Annotated in this window: 19 protein-coding genes; 11 read left to right on the top strand and 8 right to left on the bottom strand. The window is 61.0% G+C overall.

The window, feature by feature from the left end; all coding sequences use genetic code 11:
- Nucleotides 1-56: 56 nt before the first annotated feature.
- Nucleotides 57-1877, bottom strand: a complete 1821-nt coding sequence (locus MU551_RS12915; RefSeq protein WP_247045139.1) for an AMP-dependent synthetase/ligase — start codon at nucleotides 1875-1877, stop codon at nucleotides 57-59.
- 173 nt (nucleotides 1878-2050) lie between these two features.
- Here MU551_RS12915 and MU551_RS12910 point away from each other — a divergent pair, with 173 nt between their 5' ends.
- On the top strand, nucleotides 2051-3151 hold the full coding sequence (locus MU551_RS12910) for an ROK family glucokinase (protein ID WP_247045137.1): 1101 nt from the start codon (nucleotides 2051-2053) through the stop codon (nucleotides 3149-3151).
- 43 nt (nucleotides 3152-3194) lie between these two features.
- Here MU551_RS12910 and MU551_RS12905 read toward each other — a convergent pair whose 3' ends face one another.
- The 3 genes from MU551_RS12905 to MU551_RS12895 are packed head-to-tail and all read right to left on the bottom strand — an operon-like array spanning nucleotide 3195 to nucleotide 5313.
- Nucleotides 3195-3731 carry a DMT family transporter gene (locus MU551_RS12905; RefSeq protein WP_247045135.1) on the bottom strand — a complete coding sequence of 179 codons (537 nt, stop codon included), beginning with the start codon at nucleotides 3729-3731 and terminating at the stop codon, nucleotides 3195-3197.
- Nucleotides 3728-4528 carry an alpha/beta hydrolase gene (locus MU551_RS12900; protein ID WP_247045134.1) on the bottom strand — a complete coding sequence of 267 codons (801 nt, stop codon included), beginning with the start codon at nucleotides 4526-4528 and terminating at the stop codon, nucleotides 3728-3730. The genes MU551_RS12905 and MU551_RS12900 overlap by 4 nt, the downstream gene beginning before the upstream one ends.
- A complete protein-coding gene (locus tag MU551_RS12895; protein WP_247045132.1) occupies nucleotides 4525-5313 on the bottom strand; it encodes an alpha/beta hydrolase in 789 nt (262 codons plus the stop codon). The genes MU551_RS12900 and MU551_RS12895 overlap by 4 nt, the downstream gene beginning before the upstream one ends.
- Before the next feature lie 111 nt (nucleotides 5314-5424).
- Here MU551_RS12895 and MU551_RS12890 point away from each other — a divergent pair, with 111 nt between their 5' ends.
- Nucleotides 5425-6240, top strand: a complete 816-nt coding sequence (locus MU551_RS12890; RefSeq protein WP_247045130.1) for a lysophospholipid acyltransferase family protein — start codon at nucleotides 5425-5427, stop codon at nucleotides 6238-6240.
- Nucleotides 6241-6399: 159 nt separating this feature from the next.
- On the top strand, nucleotides 6400-7758 hold the full coding sequence (locus MU551_RS12885; protein WP_247045226.1) for a class II 3-deoxy-7-phosphoheptulonate synthase: 1359 nt from the start codon (nucleotides 6400-6402) through the stop codon (nucleotides 7756-7758).
- 21 nt (nucleotides 7759-7779) lie between these two features.
- Here the strand turns inward: MU551_RS12885 and pknB are convergent, their stop codons facing one another.
- Together pknB and MU551_RS12875 are read right to left on the bottom strand one after the other, a co-directional pair.
- Nucleotides 7780-9768, bottom strand: coding sequence for a Stk1 family PASTA domain-containing Ser/Thr kinase (gene pknB / locus MU551_RS12880; protein WP_443629485.1), 1989 nt, complete (start codon nucleotides 9766-9768; stop codon nucleotides 7780-7782).
- A 183-nt stretch (nucleotides 9769-9951) separates the two neighbouring features.
- Nucleotides 9952-11328 carry a lytic transglycosylase domain-containing protein gene (locus tag MU551_RS12875; RefSeq protein ID WP_247045126.1) on the bottom strand — a complete coding sequence of 459 codons (1377 nt, stop codon included), beginning with the start codon at nucleotides 11326-11328 and terminating at the stop codon, nucleotides 9952-9954.
- 261 nt (nucleotides 11329-11589) lie between these two features.
- Between MU551_RS12875 and MU551_RS12870 the strand changes: the two genes are divergently transcribed.
- Nucleotides 11590-11943 carry an Rv2175c family DNA-binding protein gene (locus MU551_RS12870; protein WP_247045124.1) on the top strand — a complete coding sequence of 118 codons (354 nt, stop codon included), beginning with the start codon at nucleotides 11590-11592 and terminating at the stop codon, nucleotides 11941-11943.
- 38 nt (nucleotides 11944-11981) lie between these two features.
- Here the strand turns inward: MU551_RS12870 and MU551_RS12865 are convergent, their stop codons facing one another.
- The gene (locus tag MU551_RS12865) at nucleotides 11982-13076 is read right to left on the bottom strand and encodes a polyprenyl synthetase family protein (RefSeq protein ID WP_247045121.1); all 1095 of its coding nucleotides are present in this window, start codon (nucleotides 13074-13076) and stop codon (nucleotides 11982-11984) included.
- Nucleotides 13073-13618, bottom strand: coding sequence for a hypothetical protein (locus MU551_RS12860; RefSeq protein ID WP_247045119.1), 546 nt, complete (start codon nucleotides 13616-13618; stop codon nucleotides 13073-13075). Before MU551_RS12860 ends, MU551_RS12865 begins: the two co-directional genes overlap by 4 nt.
- Before the next feature lie 137 nt (nucleotides 13619-13755).
- Here MU551_RS12860 and dinB point away from each other — a divergent pair, with 137 nt between their 5' ends.
- From dinB to MU551_RS12825, 7 genes are all read left to right on the top strand, one after another.
- The gene (gene dinB, locus MU551_RS12855) at nucleotides 13756-14916 is read left to right on the top strand and encodes a DNA polymerase IV (RefSeq protein ID WP_281507154.1); all 1161 of its coding nucleotides are present in this window, start codon (nucleotides 13756-13758) and stop codon (nucleotides 14914-14916) included.
- 274 nt (nucleotides 14917-15190) lie between these two features.
- Nucleotides 15191-15562, top strand: a complete 372-nt coding sequence (locus tag MU551_RS12850; protein ID WP_247045114.1) for an SCO2097 family morphological protein — start codon at nucleotides 15191-15193, stop codon at nucleotides 15560-15562.
- A gap of 307 nt (nucleotides 15563-15869) precedes the next feature.
- Nucleotides 15870-16298 (top strand): division/cell wall cluster transcriptional repressor MraZ, encoded by a 429-nt coding sequence (gene mraZ / locus MU551_RS12845; RefSeq protein WP_247045223.1) that lies wholly within the window; start codon nucleotides 15870-15872, stop codon nucleotides 16296-16298.
- Nucleotides 16299-16480: 182 nt separating this feature from the next.
- Nucleotides 16481-17479 (top strand): 16S rRNA (cytosine(1402)-N(4))-methyltransferase RsmH, encoded by a 999-nt coding sequence (gene rsmH / locus MU551_RS12840; protein WP_247045112.1) that lies wholly within the window; start codon nucleotides 16481-16483, stop codon nucleotides 17477-17479.
- On the top strand, nucleotides 17476-18165 hold the full coding sequence (gene ftsL / locus MU551_RS12835; RefSeq protein ID WP_247045110.1) for a cell division protein FtsL: 690 nt from the start codon (nucleotides 17476-17478) through the stop codon (nucleotides 18163-18165). Before rsmH ends, ftsL begins: the two co-directional genes overlap by 4 nt.
- A gap of 58 nt (nucleotides 18166-18223) precedes the next feature.
- Nucleotides 18224-20026: a peptidoglycan D,D-transpeptidase FtsI family protein gene (locus tag MU551_RS12830; RefSeq protein WP_247045108.1), complete on the top strand. Its 1803-nt coding sequence runs from the start codon at nucleotides 18224-18226 to the stop codon at nucleotides 20024-20026.
- A 233-nt stretch (nucleotides 20027-20259) separates the two neighbouring features.
- Nucleotides 20260-21792: a UDP-N-acetylmuramoyl-L-alanyl-D-glutamate--2,6-diaminopimelate ligase gene (locus MU551_RS12825; RefSeq protein ID WP_504871029.1), complete on the top strand. Its 1533-nt coding sequence runs from the start codon at nucleotides 20260-20262 to the stop codon at nucleotides 21790-21792.
- Nucleotides 21793-21798: the final 6 nt, after the last annotated feature.

Genomic DNA, 21798 nt, shown 5'->3' with positions numbered 1-21798 from the left:
CAGTCCGCGCGGGCTCCCCGCCCGCGCAGACTGACGCTAACGCATGAACTTACCGTTTATGCGTGAGTCGGGCGAGGAGCAGCGTACATCTCGTCGATGACAGAATCGAAGTCCTTCATGACCTGGGCCCGCTTGACCTTCATGGAAGGAGTCAGGTGTCCTGAAGCCTCTGTGAAGTCTGAGGGAACGATCCGGAAGGACTTGATGGCTTCGGCCTGCGAAACCGAGGCGTTGGCATGGTTGATCAGTTCCTGGACGGCTGCCCTGATTACAGGGTTCTCGGTTGCCTCCTGGAGCGTGGTGGTCGCGGGCAGGCCATGGCGCTGGAGCCAGCCAGGCAGTGCTTCCTCATCCAAGGTCACCAGAGCTCCAATGAACGGCCGGTTGTCTCCCACCACAAGTACCTGTGAAACAAGGGCATCGGCCCGGATCTGGTCCTCGAGCATTGCCGGAACAACGTTCTTGCCACCAGCCGTGACAATGATTTCCTTCTTGCGTCCGGTGATGGTCAGGAAGCCCTGCTCATCGAGTTGACCGATATCACCCGTGCGGAACCAACCGTCCACGAAGGTCTCGGCAGCGAGGTCTTCGCGCTTGTAGTAGCCGCGCATAACACAGACGCCCTTGACGAGGATCTCGCCGTCGTCGGCAATTTTCACTGTATTCCCCGGAATCGGCACGCCCACGGTGCCAATCTTGATCAGATCGGGCGTGTTGACCGAGACAGGGGCAGTGGTCTCCGTGAGACCGTATCCTTCAAGAATCTGGAGGCCGATGCCCTGGAAGAAGTGCCCCAGGCGCTCACCGAGCGGGCCACCGCCGGAGACAGCGTGTGCCACGTGCCCGCCCATGGCTGCCCGAAGCTTGCTGTAGACGAGTTTGTCGAACAGGGCGTGCTGGAGTTTGAGACCCAAACCAACGGAGCCCTCCTGCCGGGCACGCGAATACTTGATTGCGGTGTCCGCAGCCCTGTGGAAGATGGCGCCCTTGCCGCCGTCCTCTGCCTTGGTCAGTGCGGAGTTGTACACCTTCTCAAAGACCCGGGGGACGGCCAGGATAAAGGTGGGCTGGTAGCTCTGCAGATCGGGGAGCAGGTGCTTGATGTCAGGCGTGTGGGCGACAGTAGCGCCGGCAGCCACGGCCAGGACGGAGATAAACCGCGCAAAGACGTGCGCCAAGGGCAGGAACATGATCGTCTTGGCGTTCTCGTTCACGATCGTGCTTATCGAGGTGGCCAGTGCATTCTCTGAAAGCTCCACGAAGTTGCCGTGGGTCAGCTCGCAACCCTTCGGCCGGCCGGTTGTTCCGGAGGTATAGATAATGGTGGCGATATCGTTCAGGTGTGCCTGGCTGCGGCGGGCCTCAAGGTCCGCATCGCTGACGGCGGTGCCTGCCGCACGAAGCTCGTCAAGGCCACGCCCTTCAAGCTGCCACACGTGCGTCAGCGCGGTCAGGCCTTCGGAAGAGGCCGCCTGCCGGATGATGTCCTCGTGGTGCGCGGCTTCGCCAAACGCTGCAACGGCTCCGGAGTCACCCAGATTCCAGGCAACTTGTGAAGGTGACGACGTTTCGTAGATGGGAACTGAAATACCGCCGGCGAACCAGATAGCAAAATCCACGAGCGCCCATTCATACCGTGTGCGCGACATGATTCCTACGCGGTCCCCGGCGCCTACTCCGCTGGCGATGAGGCCCTTCGCGAGGGCCGAGACGTCTGTCAGGAAGTCCTTTGCCTTGATGTCCTGCCACTGCCCCGCGGAATCGAGACGCGAAAACAGCGAGGGGTTCGATGCCTTGGCTGCCTGACGCAGCACGAGGTCGGTGATGTTGCTTTCGGTCGGCACATTCACCAGGGGCGGAACACTGTATTCGCGCACGATAGCTCCTTTGATATCCATAAGCCCGCAAGGGGGTGATCTAAGACTAATACGAGCCCCTCAAGAGTGGGCGCTATTTATCCTACTGGCGGGTAACTTTATGATTAACGCCATGACGGGGCAGGGCAGCGTGGTCTGCGCGCCGTGGGATTCAGGGCTAATAGAGTGGACCCATGCATTCAGTCCCGCCCGCCCCCTCGTCCAGACCCTATCGCAGGACGGCAGCCTGGCGGAGTCCAAAGCCGTACCGTCAGGATTCAGTCCTTTCGGGCATCTCCGGCCTTGGGTTGCGGGAACATCTGAGGCTCGGCCGTCGGGGCCTGGCCATCGGCGTGGACATCGGAGGAACAAAAGTAGCGGCCGGCGTCGTGGATGCGGAGGGCAGGATCCTCAGCCAGGCGCGACGTTCCACTCCCGGTAATGATCCACGGGCCGTTGAGCACGTGATCGTTGAGCTGGTGGAGGAACTGGGACGGGGTCATCGGATCCGTTCGGTAGGTATCGGGGCCGCCGGCTGGATGGACCTCGACGGCGGGACGGTACTCTTCAGTCCCCATCTCGCCTGGCGGAATGAGCCGGTGAGGGAGAACCTCCAGAGGCTCCTCAGACGGCCTGTTCTGCTGACTAACGATGCCGATGCTGCCGCCTGGGCCGAGTGGCGGTTCGGTGCGGGGCAGGGCCAGAGCCGGCTGGTCTGCATCACCCTGGGAACAGGAATCGGCGGGGCCATGGTGATGGACGGGCGGGTCGAACGCGGGAGGTTCGGCGTGGCGGGGGAGTTCGGACATCAGATCATCATGCCGGGTGGCCACCGTTGTGAGTGCGGAAACCGGGGCTGCTGGGAGCAGTATGCTTCCGGAAACGCCTTGGGACGCGAGGCCAGGGAACTGGCGGCTGCTAATTCCCCGGTGGCCCAGGAACTTTTGAAGGCTGTGGACGGTGCAGTGGAAGACATCACCGGCGTCATTGTCACTGACCTGGCTAAATCCGGAGATGCCACTTCCCGCGAGCTTTTGGAGGACGTGGGGGAATGGCTGGGGTTGGGCCTGGCAAACCTGGCTGCTGCCCTCGATCCCGGGAAGTTCGTGATCGGCGGCGGCCTGTGCGATGCCGGTGAGCTACTGGTGGCGCCTGCCCGCAAAGCCTTCGCCCGAAACCTCACCGGCAGGGGGTTCCGGCCCGCCGCAGAAATTGCCTTGGCTGCCTTGGGGCCCAACGCAGGGTTGATTGGCGCGGCCGACCTTTCGCGGGTCAGCAGCCGCATGCACGGCTAGGAGTTATGCGGGCCCTGGTACTTCCCTGGATACGGGTACCTGACTAGACCCGGGCGCCGTCGTCGTATTCGTCTTTATCCGTGGGTAGCTTCATGATCAGGTAGATCACCGAAACAACGAATACTGCAACGATTCCCAGAATCGCCAGAAGCGGTGCGGAACGCCAGAACATTGCGGCGAGCAACAGGGCGACCGGGCCGCCTATGGCGCCCACCCATGCCAGCATGGTCAAGGGATCGACGCCGGCAAGGCTAGGCGGATCCTCAGGTACGAAACCGTGATCCTCATCTTCTACGTCGTAATCGCGGGGACCATGTGGCTCCGGCATATCCGCTTCGCCGTTGTGACCCGCAGCCTCAGCGGCCAGCCGGCGTTCATTGGCGGACGGCTCCGTGGGCGCAGTGCCGGAGAGCCCCAACGGGTCAAAGTCGCTAAACGGCCGGGTAGGTCCATTGCCGTCGTTGCCTGTGGTCTTGGGCGGCTCTGTGTCACCATGCTCCAGCCTCGACACCAGATCCAGCCATGCCGCGTCGTCCGGGTTCGTTCCCGGATCCGGCGAGTTGGCATCAGGTTTTGTCATGGAAGCTGCCCTTCAGGTGCGCGGGGGGATGTTCGCTCGTTGGAAGCCTGGAGGACGTCCCTGATAAAAGCAGCCGAACCACGGAAGATTTTGTCGGCGTCGTGGTCAAGGGTAGCAACGTGGTAACTGTTCTCCAGCATGGTCAGCTCCAACGAAGCATGCGTCAGTCCACGCCTTAGCGCTGAAATGCTGGTATCGGAGACCACATGGTCAACGGTGGAGCGGAACACGCGGACCGGGGCTGTTATTCGAGGCAGGAGCCGGACCGTGTCCTTGAACATCCTGTTCAGTTCGTGGGCAGCGGCCACCGGTGTGCGGGCATAGGCACCTTCGTCGATTCCGGGTTTCAGAATGTCATTGGCAATCGCAGGGGTGCTCTTGAGCACGAACTTGAGAATGCCGGCAAGCGGGGCCCTCGGATCGTCAATGACGAGTCCGGGATTAACGAGGATGGTGCCGGCCACAGGCCGCGTTGCAGCAACACGCAGGGCTAACGCACCGCCCATGGACAGCCCCGCAGTGAAGACATAGTCGCACTCAGCGGCGAGCTCCCGGTAGGCCTCATCATAGGCAGCATGCCAGGCCTGCCAGCGTGTCCGGGCCAACTCCTGCCAGCTTGTCCCGTGACCGGGCAGAAGGGGGATCCTGACGGCATACCCCTGTTCAGCCAAGGCAGTGGCCCAGGCGCGCACGCCATGAGGACTGCCGGTGAAGCCGTGGGAAAGCGCAACTCCCACTCGGGGTCCATCACCGGTAAAGGGGCTGATAAACGGGCTGTGATCCGGGAAGCTGCTCATGATGTCTCCGAGGATACTTCCTTTGCGGCATTCTCCAGGAAAAACTTCACTGACCGTTCGAAGATCACAGGGGCGTCAACGTCGAGTGTAGCCACATGCCCGCTGCCTGCCAGAGGGACCACCTCAAGGCGCTGTGTCCCCAAACGGCGCCGGATCATTTGGAGGGAGGAAGGCGGCACCACAACGTCCTTCTCGGACTTGAACACCAACGCAGGTGCTGTGATCCGCGGCAGCCCCCGGATGGCGGAGGTGAAAAGCTTCCTCAGCTGGTGCACCGCAGCGAGGGGTGTGCGCGAGTAGTCGCCGTCCTGAGTTGCTGCCGCCGTCGGATTCTCTTCTTCAATCGGAACGGTGGTTGGCTGGAAGTACTTGAGAATGCCCACGTAGCGTGCCCGGCGGTCATAGAAACTCAGGCCGGGATTAACTACCGCGACGCCTTTCACAGTGTGGCGGGATGCCACTAACAGGGCGATGGCGCCGCCCATGGACAGCCCCGCCACAAAGCAGGCGTCCGTGCGGGCCGCCAGTTCAAGATAGGCGGCTTCGTAGCTGCCGTACCAGTCCCGCCAGCCGGAGCGGGCAAGGTCCTGCCAATGCGTGCCATGCCCGGGAAGCAAGGGAACCGAGACCGCGAAGCCCTGTGCGGCGAGGTGCTCGGCCCAGGGCAGGACGCTGAGAGGGCTGCCCGTGAAGCCGTGACAGATAGCAATGCCGATTCTCGCATTGGGGCCGTGACCCGGGTAGCTGAAAGCCGCCGGCACCGGCGGATGGCTGCTTTCTGTCATGTGCCCATCGTGTCACTGTTGGGGATAAATCTCACTAGAGTAGGGTTGCACTGAAGTCCCGGTCACACCCGGAGCAGGGTTGGCCGGCTGCCCTCCGGAGAGGTACGACACGTGTTCTATTGGATCATGAAGAGGATCTTTCTGGGTCCGGTTCTGAGGCTGCTGTTCCGTCCCTGGGTGAAGGGTCTGGACAACATTCCCCACGAAGGCGCGGCCATTCTGGCTTCAAACCATTTGTCGTTTTCCGACTCTATCTTTATGCCGTTGATGGTTCCGCGGCCGGTGATCTTCCTTGCTAAATCGGAGTACTTTACCGGTACCGGGCTGAAGGGAAAGCTCACCGCATTGTTTTTCCGGCTTACCAACCAGTTGCCCATGGACAGGTCAGGCGGCGCAGCATCCGCACTATCCCTCAACGCAGGGATGGATGTCCTCACCCGTGGCGGGCTCCTGGGGATCTATCCCGAAGGCACCCGCAGCCCCGATGGGAAGCTGTATCGCGGCAAGGTTGGTGTCGCAAGGCTGGCGCTCCAGGCCCGGGTTCCGGTTATCCCCGTTGCCATGATCGGCACTGACAAAGTGCAGCCGATAGGCAAGAGAATGCCGCACATCCGCCGGATCGGCATGATCTTCGGGGAGCCGCTGGATTTCAGCCGCTACTACGGCCTGGAGGAAGACCGGCTCATTCAGCGCTCAGTCACAGACGAGATCATGTACGAGCTGATGAGGCTTTCGGGGCAGGAATACGTGGATGAGTACGCCGCCACCGTGAAGCTCGCGCTCGCCGCAAAGGCCAAGGAAAAGGGCGACGACGACGGCACAGCGGATAACACCCCGGACAGCACTGATGCCGGCACAGCAGACAGCATGCATGATGGCAAGGACGACGGCACCGGTGACACTGCACCGGGCGAAGCAAAAGTGTGACGGTACTCTCGGTGCGAATGACGTTTGTTGTGCCCCGATCAGTTCAGCGGCCACTACTCTTGTAGTGTGACTGAGCTATCTTCAAAATCTGCTTCCCCTGTTTCCGGAGCCACTGTTTCCGGCGCAGCTTTCTCCGGCGCATCATTGCCGGGGAGCGCAATGACGGCCACTGCCCAGAGCGGTGCTGCTGACTACCCCGGACTGGACAACTGGCGGAACCTGCCGGTTTCCCAGCAGCCCAGCTGGCAGGACAAGGCGGTGTTCGACGCCTCGGTCGGGGAACTGTCAGTGCTGCCACCCCTGGTTTTCGCCGGTGAAGTGGACATCCTTCGTGAGCGGCTGGCTGCCGCGGCCCAAGGTAAGGCGTTCCTCCTCCAGGGAGGCGACTGCGCTGAGACCTTCGAGGCGGCGACGGCGGACAAGATCAGCGCGCGGGTGAAAACCATCCTTCAGATGGCTGTGGTGCTCACTTACGGTGCTGCGCTTCCCGTCATCAAAATGGGCCGCATGGCCGGCCAGTTTGCCAAACCCCGTTCATCCAATGATGAAACGCGCGACGGCGTCACGCTTCCGGCCTACCGCGGAGACATCGTCAACGGTTATGACTTCACTCCTGAGTCCCGCGGCCACGATGCCAGCCGCATGCTCAAGGCCTATCACACGTCTGCTTCGACGCTGAACCTGATCCGTGCCTTTACCCAGGGCGGGTTTGCAGATCTCCGCCTGGTTCACCACTGGAACAAAGGATTCACGGAGAACCCGGCCCACGCACGCTACGAGTCCCTCGCGCGGGACATCGACCGGGCAATCCAGTTCATGGCCTCGTGCGGTGCCGACTTCGAGGCCCTCAAACGGGTGGAGTTCTTCGCCAGCCATGAGGCGCTGCTCCTCGACTACGAACGGGCGTTGACCCGCATCGATTCAAGGACAGGCCTGCCGTACGACACTTCAGCTCACTTCCTCTGGATCGGTGAGCGCACCCGCGAGCTCGATCACGCCCACATCGACTTCCTGTCGCGGGTCCGTAACCCCATTGGTGTGAAGCTTGGCCCGTCCACCTCCGGTGATGACGCCCTTAGGCTCATCGACAAGCTGGACCCGAACCGCGAACCTGGCAGGCTGACCTTCATCACCCGGATGGGCGCAGGTAATATCCGCGAAAAGCTTCCTGCAGTGGTCGAGAAGGTTACTGCCTCCGGCGCCCAGGTCCTTTGGGTTACCGACCCCATGCACGGGAACACAGTCACATCTCCCAACGGCTACAAGACCCGCAACTTCGACGACGTTATTGACGAGGTCCGCGGATTCTTCGAGGTTCACCACAGCCTCGGCACCATTCCCGGCGGCCTCCATGTCGAAATGACGGGCGACGACGTCGCGGAGTGCCTCGGTGGTGCGGACCCCATTGATCAGGAAGCTTTCCTGGACCGCTATGAGTCGGTGTGCGATCCCCGTCTGAACCACATGCAGTCCCTCGAGATGGCGTTCCTTGTGGCGGGTTCACTGTCCAAGCGGTAGCAAGTGCATGGCCCCGTGCGGCTAGACCACGGTAAGTGTCACCACAGAGCCCTCGGGAACTTCAGTGTTGACCGGGTCCTGATCTCTCACGGTGCCAAAAAAACCGCCGAGGACGTTGTTGATCCGGACCTCGAAGCCCAGCTTCCTGAGGGCTTCACGAGCGACATCGGCCTGCTTGCCGATGAAACTTGGCACTTGCACAAGCTTCGGTCCCTTAGAAACAGTGAGCGTTACAGACTGACCCTTCGTCAAAGTTCCCGAGGCCGGTGTCTGAGCCGCTACGGCTCCCTTGGGTACGCTTCTGTCGTTCACTGTCTCAGGCGCAATAACCGCCTTCAGACCAGCTGCCTCGAGGGTCTTCACGGCGTCGTCCTGCGATTTCCCCCGTACATCGGGCACTGGGATGGGCTGGGGCCCCTTGGAAACGGTGAAACTGACAGGCGTTCCCCTTCTTACGGCAGTTCCGGCGGCAGGGTCCTGCGCCAGGACGATTCCTGCCGGGGCGGTCTCGTCAAACTTCTCGGTGATAGGGCCCAAGGCCATCTCGGCCTCGTTGAGGGCTGACTTTGCCTGGTCCAGTGACTTTCCGGTCATCTCCGCAAGGGGGAACAGTTGGGGTCCTTTGGAGACGAACAGGGCAACAGGCTGAAATTTGCGGATCTCCTTCCCCGCTTCGGGATCAGATCCAACCACCAATCCGGAAGGGACGTCGTCGTCGAACACGTCCTTGGTGTTCGATTGAAAACCTGCAGCGCCAAGCAACTGCTGCGCCTCCGCCACCGTCTTGTTGGCTAGTTCCGGAATGGTGCCAGGCGAACCTGGGCCCATGCCGAAGAACCACCCGGCGCCAGTGGCGAGCAAAGCAGCAATGACCAGAACCACGATCCACAACGCCCCGCGGCGTCGCGGATCCCCTTCCCGCAAGCTGCGGACGGGAGTGGCTGCGGCGCGGTTGCGGGCACGCTCATCGTTGCGTTCCAGCTTCCTTTGCTCACGCTTGCTCAGCGGCTGTAGGGGAAGTCCGGACTCATCAGTCAACCCGGCGCCCCCGGGCGCCTGGAACGAAGCAGTACGCGCGATATTGGCCGGAAGCACACTGGTGGGATTGTTCGTGCGGGCGATAATTTCGGTCGGCTCAGCGGCCCCGATTACCACTTCCGTCGCTTCTTGCCGGGGCCCTGGTTCCTTCACTGCTGATGCGGCGGAGGGGTTCTCCTTGTGTGCCGCCGGCGGCTGGAGATCCAGTTCAGCGTCACTCAAATTGGTCCGGATGTGCCGCAACTCGGACAGCAGGGCATTTCCGTCCACTGGCCGGTTCTCCGGGTCGCTTGCGGTGCACCACTGGACAAGCTCATCCACTTCCGATGCCAGGCCGGGAACTTGGACTGATGGCGGCTCAACTGTCCCGTGGACATGCTGGTAGGCCACCTGGATGGGAACATCGCCCTCGAACGGCTGCTTGCCGGTGAGCATTTCGTAGAGCATGATTCCGACAGAATAGATGTCGCTGCGGGCATCGGCAGGCTTGCCCAACACCAGCTCGGGGGAGAGGTAGGCGACGGTGCCGATAAGGGTTCCGGTGCTGGTCGACGTCGTGACGGCCCGCGCGAGTCCGAAATCACCGACCTTGATACGGCCGTCGTCGGCAATCAGAACGTTTTCCGGCTTGATGTCGCGGTGGATCAAGCCTGCCGAGTGGGCGGCGGCCAGTCCTTCCGCTACCGGATCGATCAGTGCCAAAGCCAGCCGTGGGGAGAGTGCGCCCTTTTCGTTGAGGACGTCACGCAGGGTATGGCCCTTGATGTATTCCATCACCAGGTAGGCTGTCTGGCCGTCGGTGCCTTGATCAAGAACGCCGACTACATGAGGATGGGACAGTTTTGCAGCTGCCTTGGCTTCACGCGCGAGCCTGTCAAGAAAAGTGTCGTCACTGACGAAGTGCGGGTGCAGCACTTTAAGGGCTACGTCCCGCTCCAGCCTCTGGTCGGTGGCCACGTAAACCGTGGACATTCCGCCGCGCGCCAGCCGGGACTTCACGCGGTAGCGATTGTCCACCAGCGTTCCTACGAGATTGCCCGACCCATGTTCTTGCACCCTACGATCCTAATTGGTGCGAAGAAAGGGGCCGAATCGACATGCGACCCGGACCCCTTTCCATCTGAAGTGCCCAGGGCTGATCAAACCCTGGAGGAACTAGGAGAAGTTCTTCTGATGAGCTTTGATGGAGGCGACGTAGCTCTTGGTGTCCTCGTACATTCCGTTCTTACTGACGGAGTACTGACCCTGGTAGTAGCCCGCGATGGCATGGTCGAGGTCTTTGCTGGTCTTTATCAGCTGGCGGATGATTGCCACACCGGCTGTCGCATTGTCATAGGGATCCAGCAGGTTGAGCTTTCTACCCACCAGATCCGACGCCCACTGCCCCGACGACGGTATGACCTGCATGGTTCCGATGGCGTTGGCCGGTGAGACTGCCCGCTGGTCGAATCCTGACTCCTGGTGGGCGAAGGCGAGAGCCAACGAGGGATCCACGCCCATCCGGCGGGCAGTATCAGCAACGATCGAGCGCATCTGCTCCCTCGACGGCACGGGAGACGCGTTCAGGAGAGCCTTGTTCTCATTGGCGGAACTGACCACGGCAGGCGGATAGGTGAATCCGAGGAAGGTGCTGGGGACCAAGGGGGTCACGGGTGTGACGTTCCCCGCCGGCTGCACGGCCGCCCCCGGAATCGCCAGTTTGTTGCCGGGATAGATGACACTGCTCATTGTCAGTTTGTTTGCCGAAAGAATGTCCGAAAGCTTCACGCCGTGCTTGGCAGCAATGGCCGACAACGTGTCGCCCGCTTTGACGGTATAGGAACCCGGGCTGGAAGGTGCTGCCGGAGCGGGAGCAGGTGCGGGAGCCGGGGTTGCCGGCGCAGGTGCGGGAGTGCCGGCCCCCACTTTAACCTTCTGGCCCGGATAGATGATCGAAGTCATGCTGAGCCCGTTCCAGGAGATGAGATCGGACAGCCTTACCCCGTGTTTCGCCGCGATGGCGCTGAGGGTGTCGCCGGACTTTACACCATAAACACTTCCGCCCGCCGTGCCCGGGGCAGGGGCGGGAGCGGGTGCTTTGGGTGTGGGTGCAGGGGAAGCAGTGCCGTTGAGCTTGATCTTCTGCCCGGGATAAATGATGGTATTCGGCTGCAGATTGTTCAATGCAAGAACGGCGAACGTGTTCAGGTTGTACCGACCGGCAATTGCACTGATCGTGTCACCCCTTGCCACCGTATATTCGGCAGGAGCCTCTTGCTGGGCCGGGCGGAACGCAGCGGGAACAGTAGTCGAAACGGCCGCAGCGGGAATGGTGCCGGCCCTCGATGCCAACGCCTTTTCCTGGGCGGCGACAGCTTGCGCTTGCATTGCCGCGGCCAGAGTAGCGGGAATCGCTTTGGGCCGGGATTCTGCAGCGGCTGGTTGGGCGAGTGCCAAAGAAGAAAGGACGACGGCAGGCAGGGCAGCCGTGGTAGCGGCAAGCACCGGGAAGCTCGTCCTTGGCTGCTGCTTTGGCGATGGAGACGTCGTCATGGGAAATCCTCTTCTAGGCGGCTTTTATACTGCTAGGCCTGTGTTACCTGTGATACTTCTGTGACTAATGATAGTGCTGTTACTAATGTGATCAATGTGAATCTCTCACGAATTGTCAATTAGCACAAGAATTGAAGGAAATTCGTTTAGTGGGGAATTCCGGGAGTGTCGCCGGGAAAAGCCGCGCCATCGGTACACGTCAGTCCACGTCAGGTGCTACCTGACTAGGCGCAGTGCCGCCTGCCATGGCAACCTTGATCCGTGAGTAATGTAGAAAGCCTCGTAGGCGAATGGCTGCCCTTGCCCGATGTGGCGCAGCTGCTTGATGTGTCAATTACCAAAGTGCATGGCCTGCTCGATGAAAAAGCATTGGCCGCCCTAAGAGTGGGGGATCGGCGAATCCGCTCTGTTCCTGCCGCATTTATTCAGGATGGCCACGCCGTTGAAAGCCTGAAGGGAACTATCCTCGTTTTGTCTGATGCCGGATATTCAGACGAAGAGCTTATTACCTGGTTGTTCACCCCCGACGAATCCCTTCGTGGCAGGCCGATTGACGCGCTGCGCGAAGGCCGTAAGACGGAGATCCGCCGCAGGGCCCAGACGATGGCCTGGTAACTGCCCTCGAGGCCGGAGCGGCCTGGGTGTAATCCGACTCAGGCTGCCCGGCTGACCGTGGCTTCGGCGAGTTTCCGCAATGCGGTCTTGGGTAGGTCCTCCAAGGGGAGCAGATCCAAGGCCGCGAAGGCTGCGGACCCAAACTCGTCAATAAGCACTTCGGTTGCCTGCAATGCCCCGCAATCCACAATGATGCGCCGGATCTCCGCAATGTCTTCATCAGTAAGGTCGGGCCGGCCAAGGCATGAATCGATGAAGGCCGATTCCTGAGGTGTGGCGAGATCCAAGGCGAATGCGACCAACACGGTCCGTTTGCCTTCCTTCAAATCGTCTCCGGCCGGTTTTCCTGTAGTCGCAGGATCCCCGAAAACGCCCAGGACGTCATCGCGTAACTGAAATGCCTCTCCCAGCGGGAGTGCGAAGGCCGAGTACCCGCGGAGCAATTCCTCGGAGGCCCCCGCCAAAGCACCACCCAGGGCCAACGGATGTTCTGTGGAGTACTTGGCGGATTTGAACCTGATGATTGATTGAGCCCGGGTCACGGCGCCTGCACGGTCGCGCACCGGTCCCGCCACTTCTTCCAGGATGTCCAGGTATTGACCGGCCATAACTTCAGCCCGCATCAGGTTGAAGATCAGCCGGGCCTGACTTCCCGAGGCAGCACGTTCCCCGATGTCTGTAAACGACTCTTCGCTGAAGGACAAGCAGAGATCGCCGGTGAGAATGGCCGCAGCGTGTCCAAAGCGTTCGCTGTCCAGCGACCAGCCCTGATCTGCGTGCAGTTGGGTGAAGCGGCGGTGGACACTGGGTCCGCCTCGCCGGGTATCGGACCGGTCGATGATGTCGTCATGGATCAAGGCGGCGGCCTGGAACAGCTCGAGGGCCGATCCGGCGGTGACAACTTCTGAGGCCGAGGCATTTCCGCCGGCCCCACGCCAACCCCAATAGCACATCAGCGCCCGCAGGCGTTTGCCGCCCGTCACCAGGTTCGCGATGGAGCCCATGAGCGGGTCGATGTCCTGGGAAATAGTGGACATGATGTTTTGCCGCGAGGTCAGGAAGTCATTCAGCTTGCCGGCGACGGCGGCGACATAGGCCGTTTGCTCCAGGCGCAGCTGTTCAGCTGTCGTCACTTGGCGGACTCAGGGGAGACGTTAGCGCCGATCGTGAAGGTAGATACTCCTCCGTTGTGAACCACCGCCACATTGATCGTTTCGTTCTCACCTCTGAGGAAGTCTTTGGAAGTTACTGTTTCTACCGACTCCCCAGGGACGGCTTTGAAGCCCTGCGCTTCCAACTCCTTCGTGTAGAAGGTTAGGACATCAGCGGCCGGGGCGCCAACACTGCCGACTATGGCCGCAGTCGCAGGGGTGCCCGTCTTATCAAAACTGCTCGAAACCACTTTTGCTCCAGGCATCAGCGGCAGCAGTTTTGAGGGAAAGCCCTCCACAAGAGCTCCGACCGTTGCCGAGGGTGAGGGTGAAGCGGACGGATCCGGGGAGGTAGGAGCGGATGCTGTTGCAGTGGCTGATCCCGTAGCGCTTTGGTTCGAGGCGGAGGGCTCGGGAGACGAGCCATTACCTGGAGCCGTGGGAGTGCATGCTGCCGTAGTGAGCAGTGTTGCGGCTGCCAATAGTGCAAGGCCTGTTGGTTTCAGCTTTCCCATACCCTTCACAGGTACTCCTTCTAGGGTCGACGCCGGATTCAGCCTCCAGTTTAGTCAGTCCCCGGGACTAGGATTGAGCTGTGCTGCCGGATAAGAACCTTCAACCGCCCGAAGCAGCTCTTCGGGAGCTCCGGCGCAGCAGCATTATGCATGTTGACATGGACGCCTTTTTTGTTTCTGTCGAACTCCGGAGCCGGCCTGAACTCGTGGGAAAACCGGTGATCGTCGGGCATCCTGCCGACCGGTCCGTTGTGCTGTCAGCCTCTTATGAGGCCCGGGCATTTGGGATCAAGTCCGCCATGCCTATGGTGGTGGCCCAGAGAATGTGTCCCCGTGCGGTCATCATCGAGCCGCGCCATAAGCTCTACTACGAAGTTTCAGCAGAGCTGATGGGAATTTTCGAATCCATCACCCAGCTTGTGGAGCCGCTGAGTGTCGATGAGGCCTTTCTGGATGTAGGCGGGGCCATCCGGCGTCTCGGCTCACCCCGGGATATCGGTGAACTTATCCGACGCCGGGTCAGGGATGAGTTGGGTATTACCGCTTCCGTCGGAATTGCCGCCAGCAAGTTCGTTGCAAAGATAGCCTCGACGCGATGCAAACCGGACGGGCTCCTCCTCATCACACCGGAGGAGACCATCCCGTACCTTCACAGCCTCCCCGTGGATGCATTGTGGGGAGTGGGGGCAAAGTCAGTGGAGGTCCTGGCCCGGATGGGCATCAGGACGGTCGCTGACGTGGCAGCAACTCCGGTTCAGTCGCTCAAAAAGGTTTTGGGGGTATCCGGAGAACACGTCCACCGCTTGTCCTGGGGAATCGATCCGCGAGCGGTAACCCCGGTGAGAGTGGAAAAGAGCATCGGTGCGGAGGAGACTTTCGCCGAAGATACCGCCGACGACGCCGTGCTGCGGCGCGAGTTGCTTAGGCTTTCACACCGGACGGCAACCCGATTGCGCACAGCGGGTCTGGTGGCCAGGACAGTGGCCTTGAAACTCCGGTTTGCTGACTTCTCCACCATTAGCCGCAGCCGAAGCGTGACCACCCCCATAGACAGTGCCCAACTTCTCTATGGTGTCGCGGGCCAATTGCTGGATTCGCTCGGCAATCGTCCTATGTCCGTCCGGCTCATAGGGGTGCGTGCTGAACACCTCGAGGAGACAGGGCAGACGGCATTACAACTCAGCCTGGACCGGCGGGAAGACAACTGGCGTTCGGCAGAGCAGGCGCTGGATCGCGTAACCCGGAAATTCGGCAATAAATCGCTCCTTCCGGCGCGGCTCCTTGGCCCCGAGGATCATCCGGGCTGATCGGCCTTGCCAGAAGCCTTCCACTGGCACAGGCGCCCCGCCGGTATCTTTCAGAACCGGCCCCAACAAACTATCCTTAGAGGTACATAGATTTCGAACGTCTGGACATATTGAACTCTCAGCCTGAACCCCCTGACAGCTCCCTCGAACAACTGGATGTTCCCGGAATTCACCACCGAAGGTGCCCGGGAACCTCAGACGCACGTTGGACGTTGTGGGATATGAGGCAAGGGCCGCGAACAGTCCCGACGCTGGCCGACTTAAGGAGGTCGTGATGCCGCTCTCGGAGCACGAACAGAAGCTGCTGGAGCAGCTGGAGAAGCAGCTGCATGAGGACGATCCGAAGTTTGCCAGTTCCATGGGCTCGGATCCTGGCAGAACATGGTCTACCCGGCACATGGTAATTGGCGTGCTGGCTACCCTCGCCGGTGTTCTGCTGCTGTTAGTCGGAGTTTCATTGCAGATGATTTTCGTCGGCGTCCTTGGGTTCGTCGTGATGGGAGCCGGTGTTTACTTCGCCACCATGCGGAGATCATCCGGAGGCGGCGCGAAGGGGCGTCCAGGCCGAAAGCCTGGCAAACCCCGCAGCTCGTTCATGAATGGCCTGGAGGAAAGGTGGGACGAGCGGCGACGTGGCGATACCTGACCAACGCTGACTCCCCACTTCCCCCCACACCGCGTAAGGCACCAGGGGTGAAGGCAAGATAAAGGACCCGCAGAGCCGGGTCCTTTTGCTTTTAAGGCCTCCTGCCTTCGGAAGGGTTATTGTCCCTCCACTTCTCCCCATGCAGGTAAAACCTCGGATTTCCGCGGAAGTTGCCCTTGACAAGAGCGTTGGATCGAGCCGCGTTGCGTTGACTGTGGGGGAATGTGGAGTAAAGTGGAGGATGTAAGAGGGTAGTGGCAGCACAGGGGACGTGCAGCTTCCGACGACAGACGGGCGGTGGGGCCAGGTGTTTCTTGGCACGCACTCACCGCGTCTGGACGAAAAGGGGCGCATCATCCTCCCAGCGAAGTTCCGTGAGGAGCTTGCCAGCGGCTTGGTTCTCACTCGAGGCCAGGAACGTTGCATCTACGTCTTCAGTGAGCGGGAGTTCGGAAGAATTCACGAGCAAATGCGGGAGGCGCCCATCTCCTCCAAGCAGGCTCGTGACTACATCCGGGTCTTTCTCTCTGGAGCCTCGGACGAGGTACCTGACAAGCAGGGGCGCGTGACTATTCCTCCCGCACTCCGGGCATATGCAGGGCTCGGCAGGGAACTGGCGGTCATTGGAGCCGGATCCCGTGCTGAGATCTGGGATGCCCAAGCCTGGAACGAGTACCTGGCTGAGAAGGAGACCTCCTTCTCAGAAACCGACGACCCAATTCCGGGAATTCTCTAGATCCCGGGCTCGAGCTGCCGGCTCGAGCGACCGATCGCGTTTCTTGAACGAGATCTCCAGCCGCCCATCGGATGGTCCTCCTGGCTTACTTCCCCGAAGCCAGGCGGACAGCACGATAGGCGCGGATGGGGATCTGGCTCAAGAAGTGCCACGCAAGGACCATGGCAAGGAAGGACGAAGGTATGACTGATCCAGACCAGGCGAAACCGACGTCCGAACGCCATGTGCCGGTCCTGAGGGACCGGTGCATCAATTTGCTGGCTCCTGGATTCGAAGCAGCACGGCAGCGCGGAGAGACGCCCATCGCGATCGATGCAACCCTCGGGATGGGCGGGCATTCGGAAGCGATGTTGCAGCGCTATCCTGACCTCCATCTGATTGGCATCGACAGGGACGAGGAGGCACTGGCTCTTGCGGGCGAGCGGCTGAAACCATTCTCTTCCCGCACTGACCTCGTCCATGCTGTCTACGATGAGATTCCTGAGGTTCTGCAGGACCTCGGTGTGGCGGAAGTCCATGGGATATTGATGGACTTGGGAGTTTCGTCACTGCAGCTCGACGAACGGGAACGTGGATTCGCGTACTCCTTTGACGCCCCGCTGGACATGCGTATGGACACCAGCCGCGGCCAGACCGCAGCCGACATCGTCAACGGCTACAGCGAAGAGGATCTGGTGCGGATCATCCGCAAATGGGGCGAAGAAAAATTCGCCGGCCGGATCGCGAACCGGATTGTGGCGGCGCGGACAGAAAAGCCATTTGAGACCACGGGGCAACTGGTCGAGCAGATCCGGTCCGTGGTGCCCTCGGCTGCCGCAAAATCAGGCGGTCACCCCGCCAAGAGAACATTCCAGGCGCTCCGAATTGAGGTCAATGAGGAGCTGGAAGTGCTTGAACGTGCTGTTCCGGCCGCTGTGGAAGCCATTGCTATGGGGGGACGGGTAGTGGTCATGTCTTATCACTCCCTGGAAGACAAGATCGTTAAGGCAGTCTTTCAGGCAGGTTCGAAGTCGTCAGCGCCACTCGGCTTTCCAGTCGAGCTCGAACAGCACAAAGCTGAGCTCAAGACCCTGACAAAGGGCACCGAAGTGCCCACTGCGGATGAGATAGCCGAGAACCCGCGTGCGGCCTCAGCCCGGTTGCGCGCCGTAGAACGTATTAGAGCCAGGAGATCAGCATGAGCACGGCAGCAGCCAAGAACTTTCCACTTGTCTCCGGCAGCTCTGCCCACGCCTTTGGACCCAGGGCGCTGACGCCAGGCCAAGGAACCAAACCCCGGACCCCCTTGTCCCTTGTACGCTCCACGCCGTCCAAACGACGTGCCCCATTCGTCGTATTCTGCTTCGCGTTGCTGGCCGCTGCGCTCATGGTGGTCCTCGTGCTGAACATCTCGGTCTCGACATCGCAGTATCAGCTGGTGCAGCTCAAAAGTGAGCAGTCCAGCCTGATGAAGCAGAACCAGGATCTGACACAGCAGGTTCAGAATTACGATGCCCCACAGAACCTGGCTGCCAAGGCCACGGAACTGGGCATGGTCGCGTCGTCAGGCAAAGGCCAGATTGACTTGTCTAACCTCAGTGTTTCCGGAAAAGCATTGCCGGCTGCCAAGGGGGCGAATCCTGGCGCTGTCATTGCCGCCCCTGCAGTTGCCGGTCAGCTTGCTGTCGTTCCGCCCGCCAGTGCGAATGAGCCGCTCGCGGTCCGGAAACAGGAAGAAGCGTCAAATGCATCCGGTTCCGCCTCTGCAGCCCCTGCGGGACCGCCCGCCCAGACCGTAACGCCTCCTGCTCCGGTTGCTGCCGCTCCCGCGGCAGAGCTTCACGGAGGATCGGTGCCGGCGCCGCAGCAGAAGACGCCCGGCCAATAGAACATTCCGGCCCGGGGCAAGCCCAGACCACCCACGGATGACCAGCAAGGATTCGATTGTGGCGCGAAGCACCGGCAAGTCGGCAGCCAAGAAAGTGGCGAGCCCTACGAGGCGCCTGCGGTTGGGTCTGGGCCTGATGCTCTCGCTGCTTCTTGTGGTGGGTGGAAAGTTGTTCCTGGTTCAGGGCCTGGACGCCGGGGGATTGGCCCAGGCTGCGCTGAACAACAGACTCAAGCCGACGGTGCTTCCAGCTGAGCGCGGAAGCATACTGGATGCCAACGGTACTGTCCTGGCCAGCAGCGTCATCCGCTACAACGTGGTGGTGGACCAGCGGGTCAATACGAAAACGCAGTCGTTCCCCCGCCTCGAAACCGTAAGCGGCGAGGAAAAGTATGTGGACGTGTCCCGGGATCAGGGCATCTCCGAGCTCGCCGCCGTCCTGGGCAAGGATTCAGAGGAGCTCAAAAAGCAGCTGACGGGGGAGAAGCCCTACTACATAGTCGCCAAGGATTTGAAGCCTGATGTCGAAGACAGGATTTCCAAGCTGCGGATTCCGGGAATCGTAACCGAAGGAACCAGCAAACGTGTCTATCCGAACGGGTCAGTGGCGGGCGGAATTGTTGGATTCCTTAAAGACGGAACAACAGGGCAGGCGGGCCTGGAGCAGACGCAGGATGACATCCTGAAAGGCACTCCGGGTAAGCGGCTCTTTGAAATTGGAGCCGATGGATTGAGGATCCCCGTTGGCGTGGACCAGTTCACCCCTGCCCAGGACGGCAAGGACATCAAACTCACTCTCAACTCAGACCTCCAGTACTTTGCCCAGCAGGCGATCCAAAGCCAGACTGACAAGCTCAGTGCGGAGTGGGGAGTCCTCACTGTCCTGGACATCAAGACCGGCAACATCGTGGCGATGGCTGATACGAACGCTCCGGATCCTAACGATCCTGGAAAGGTTGATGCCAAGGACCGAGGTGTCAGGTCGGTTACGGCTGCGTATGAGCCAGGTTCAGTGGAGAAGATGATCACCGCCGCCGCCCTCATCGACGAAGGTAAGTCCAGCCCCCTCGAAAAGTTCACCATTCCGCCGTCGTACAGCGTGGACGGGCAGACGTTCAACGATTCCTTTGACCACGGCACCGAGGACCGGACGCTGGCCGGAATCCTCGGCTGGTCGATGAACACAGGAACAGTGATGGCAGGACAACGCCTGACCCGGCAGGAACGCTACGACTGGCTGAAGAAATTCGGCATCGGTGAGGCTCCTGAAATCGGACTTCCCGCAGAAGCCAAGGGCATACTGACCCCTGCTGACCAATGGGATGACCGGCAGCAGTACACGGTTCTGTTCGGGCAGGGCGTCTCGCAGTCGACCCTTCAGACCGTCCGCGCTTATCAGGCGATCGCCAACGACGGAGTGATGCTGCAGCCAAGGCTTATCGACAGTTACCTCAGTCCAGACGGCACTGAGGAAAAAGTGCCCGCCAAACCGGCACGGGAAGTTGTTTCCAAGCAGACGGCCCAACAGGTCCGGGACATCCTCGAAAGCGCCGTAACCGAGGGCCAGATCAAAGATGCCGCCATCGACGGCTACCGCGTCGGCGCCAAGACCGGAACCTCGGAATCACCATGTGACGATGGAAAGTCCGGCTATTGCGGCTACACGGCGTCCATGGTCGGAATGGCGCCGATGGACAATCCGCGGTTTATTGTTGAAGTGGTCCTGCAACGGCCCAAGGGCAGCATCTATGGAATCACCAATGGTCCGGTGTTCCGTTCTGTGATGAGCCAGACGCTGCGGACCTACAACGTCCCGCCATCCACCGGCGAACCTGCCCGGCTGCCGCAGTACGCCAAGTAGCACGTCCACGACCGCATGTATTTGGGGGCACACTCTCTCGCCCGGGGTGTGATCAACTAGCACCAACGGAGATCCACTTGTCAGAGCTCAATGCCCATGCCGCCAACACTGGCCAGAATGCTCCCGATCGGGACAACACAGACAGGGACGACACAGGCCGGCAAAGCACGACACGCGGCTCATTCCGTCCCTCCTCTGTCACCGCGGTGGCGCTTGGAAACCTGGGCGAGGAAATGGGCGTTGTGGTCCCCGAGGCCTCCGCGCCGATCCTCGTCACCGGCATTTCCCTCAACTCAAGGACAGTGGAACCGGGAGACGTCTATGTGGCATTGCCTGGTGCCACCCGGCACGGAGCCGATTTTGTCGGCCAGGCCGTTTCCACAGGAGCTGTGGCTGTCATAACGGACGACGCCGGTGCGCGGCAGCTCGCACTGTCGACAGACATTGAAGTGCCGGTACTGATCGCCCAGGATCCCCGCTCGCTGGTGGGCAAGCTTGCGGCTCACGTGTACGGGACCGGCGCAGGGAAAGAGGGCACCCCCACCCTCTTCGGAGTGACCGGGACCAACGGCAAGACTACGACGACCTACTTCATCAATGCCCTTCTCAGAAGCCTTGGCAAGACGCCCGGGCTGATCGGAACCATTGAGATCCTTGCCGGCGGCGATCCCATCCCCAGTTTGCTCACCACCCCGGAATCGACCGACGTGCATGCGCTCCTCGCGTTGATGCGGGAGCGGGGGCTGGATGCAGTTTCCATGGAAGTCTCCTCGCATGCCATTTCGTTCCACCGGGTCGACGGCGTCATCTTCGACGTCGCCGGGTTTACGAACCTCACCCAGGATCACCTGGATCTCCACGGCACCATGGAGGATTACTTCCTCACCAAAGCACAGCTGTTCGGATCCGCGCATGCTACTGCCGGTGTCGTCACCGTGGACGATGAATGGGGCCGGCGGCTCGCGGGAACCGCAGGGATCCCGGTTGTCACTCTCTCTACGCATGTTGGCCACGAGACCGCCGATGCTGACTGGAGTGTGGTGGAAGCCGTTCCCAGAGGACTTGGTACAGACTTCAGGCTCCGGCACCGGGATGGCCGGGAGATCCGGGTGCACACCGGATTGCCCGGCACCTTCAACGTGTCCAATGCGGCACTGGCCACCATCATGGTGCTCCAATCCGGTGTGGACGAGGAACGACTGCAGCAGGCGCTGGACGCCGCCGACCCCTTCAGCACTTCTGTTCCCGGCCGCATGCAGCTCGTAGCGTCGTCGCCGGCCGCCGTCGTGGACTTTGCCCACAACCCCGATGCCCTTTTACGTGCCTTGGAGGCGTTACGCCCTGCTACCACCGACGCACGGCTGATAGTGGTTTTCGGGGCAACGGGGCAAAGGGACAAAGGCAAAAGGCCGACGATGGGTGCCATTGCGGCCCGTTCGTCGGACATTGTCATAGTCACGGATGACGACCCCCATGACGAAGATGCAGCCGGAATCCGGGCCGACGTCCTTGCCGGTGCAGCAGCGGCGAAAGATGCAGAAGGGCTGGGTTGCACCGTCATGGAGAGCTTTCCCCGTGACGTGGCCATAAGGCAGGCGGTTGAACTCGCCCGGCCCGAGGACACCATCCTCATTGCAGGCCGGGGCCATGAGGTCTGGCAGGAAGTCCAAGGGGTCAATCTCGCACTCGACGACCGGGAGGAACTCCGCGCCGCCTTGACAGCCCGTGGATTCTCGGTTCTCGAAGACCAGCGGATAGAGTCCTAAACCGAG

It is taken from the genome of Arthrobacter rhizosphaerae, from assembly GCF_023062595.1.
Lineage (GTDB): Bacteria > Actinomycetota > Actinomycetes > Actinomycetales > Micrococcaceae > Arthrobacter > Arthrobacter rhizosphaerae.
Note: the sequence above shows the minus strand (reverse complement) of the source record. Positions and strands in the feature narration are given on the sequence as shown.